The 2,324-nt window shown below is 38.9% G+C and carries 1 protein-coding gene and 1 pseudogene; both read left to right on the top strand.

Going from position 1 to position 2,324, the window contains the following annotated elements:
* Positions 1-250 precede the first annotated feature (250 nt).
* Positions 251-667, top strand: coding sequence for a hypothetical protein (locus L2735_RS19795; protein ID WP_248986304.1), 417 nt, complete (start codon positions 251-253; stop codon positions 665-667).
* Positions 668-888: 221 nt separating this feature from the next.
* Positions 889-2,241 (top strand): annotated as a pseudogene (locus L2735_RS19790) (transposase); the annotation flags it as partial.
* Positions 2,242-2,324: the final 83 nt, after the last annotated feature.

Below are 2,324 nucleotides of genomic sequence, written 5' to 3'. Positions count from 1 at the left end.
ATAAAGAAAATCAAAGCGTTGTTGCTCGGATGCGTTCATGGTGATACTCCTAGATTAATGCCAAGGTTGGCAAGGTCTAGTAAGTATTTAAGATGGATGAGTAAAGGTGAGCTTTTATTTTTCCTGCCGCGGAGCGGCTTCGTTCAACAAGGCATTTAAATGGAAAAATAACAGTTGGCCATGGCTTCGCGATTATAGCCAACCATTATTTTCCACTTAATGCGGCGTTATAAGCATTTAATGGACTGTTGTGAATATTAAGAAAGTATTATCTATATTAGCTATCGTTATTGTTGTCTTGAATTTGAGTCATATAATCTATAGTGACTTTGTGAAGCCAAACCCACAAGAAGAATTAAAGTCTAGCTTTCAAGAATACTTTACTGATGGTGATGAACGAATAGAAATGGTTTGGTTTTCCTCTCAAGGTAAGACTATTTCTATAGCACTAGAAATTAGTGGATTAGGTGAAAAACCTAAAAATATTGAGTTGGTAAAACAAAACTCCAGAGCTTATGTCACAGATAAAGTATGCTCTAGCCCTAAACTCAAAAATTTTATCCAAAATGGCAATTACATTTCTGTCGATATAAGAAATAAAGAAGAAAATTACAGCACAGTGAAGAATATAATGAATATCACTATGTCAGCTAAAAAATGCTTATGACAAGGCGCTTAAATAGACAAGTAACAGTTGGTTTTTGCTCCTTCGTCGCTTATTTTAACCAACTATTATTTACCCGTTAGTTGGGCGTTGAGGCTGTAGAATTTCTCCAAAAATGACGTTCCAACGTTTTTTCACAAACAAAGTCGTCTGGTTGTTTTTTGAGCTTGTGGCGTGTCGATGTCTGTGATCTAATAGATATTATTCACTCACAGTAAATTGTTATGGCCAACTACAAGCCTGACTTATCCTGCCAAAGTAAATTTATTCCCATCAATTTTTCTGAGCAAATTCTGCCTGGTACATTTGAATATGCCCTTTGTTATATTATTGAAAACAAACTCGATTTATCGGGGTTTGATGCGTGGTATCACAACGATAAAACAGGCGCTGCAGCGTATTCACCGGCTGTGATGCTCAAAATTATTTTACTGGGCTATGCGCACGGTTTAATGAGCAGTCGGCGCATTGCTAAAGCGTGTGAGAACAATATTTTGTTTATGAGCGTGTCGGGCGATGTTCAACCCCATTACACATCCATAGCCGGTTTTGTGGCTAAAATACACCAGCAAATAGCGCCATTGTTTACCCAAGTGCTGATGATATGTGACGAAGAGGGTTTGATAGGCCGCAACATGTTTGCCATTGATGGCTGTAAGATGAAGTCGAATGCGAGCAAAGAATGGAGCGGCACGTTCGATGAGCTCGGCCGTAAGAAAGCCAAGTTACAGCGCGCAAGTCAACGTATTCTTGAGCGTCACCAAGCGCAAGATGGTTTGAGTGAAGAGCTCGTTACACAAGACTTAAAGCAAAAAGAAAAGCTCGATAAAAGCGCCGCTAAAATCACAGAGTTTCTTACTACACATCAAGAAAAATTAGGCAGCCAAGGTAAGCCTGTTAAAAGTAATATCACTGACCCTGATAGCGCAAAGATGACCACCTCCAAAGGCACTATTCAAGGCTACAATGGTATTGCGATAAACGATGATAAACATCAAATTATCTTACAAGCACAAACGTGGGGCTCGGTCGGTGAGCAACAAACGCTTCAGCCAGCAGTCACACAATTAAAACAACAACTCGATAAGCTCAATCCTGTTAACCCCTCAAGCGAACACACGATTAAATTTACCGCAGACAGTGGGTTCAACAGCGAAGCTAATCTGGCATTTATGGCACAAAGTGGCTTTGATGTTTACATTGCAGATAATCAATTTAGAAAACGAACCCCGTTGTTTAAAGACAGTGAAACCTACGAAACAGAACAAGAAAAGCGCAGATTAAAACGGCGTAATGGTAAGTCTAGATTGTTTACCTCAGATGACTTCCATTATGACGACACAACACAAACCTGCCGATGTCCAGCAGGTAATGAGATGTGGCGAAGCGGTATCAATGTTAAAAGCTATAACCAAGAATACACCCGATTTTGTGGTTATTTAAAAGACTGCAAAACCTGTCCACTACAACAGCAATGCATGCGAAAACCACCGATAAAAACGGGCCGACAAGTGCAGTTTAAAAATGATGCTTCAAGAAAAAAGTTGAGTTATACCAATCCGCAATTAATTATGATCTAATGTGTTCATCATTTCCAAATCATTTTATTCTTTGAAAAACTACACACCTATTGAACTAGTTAAATTATCAAAGTCAGAAA

It is taken from the genome of Shewanella olleyana (assembly GCF_023283825.1).
GTDB classification, from domain to species: domain Bacteria; phylum Pseudomonadota; class Gammaproteobacteria; order Enterobacterales; family Shewanellaceae; genus Shewanella; species Shewanella olleyana.
Note: the sequence above shows the minus strand (reverse complement) of the source record. Positions and strands in the feature narration are given on the sequence as shown.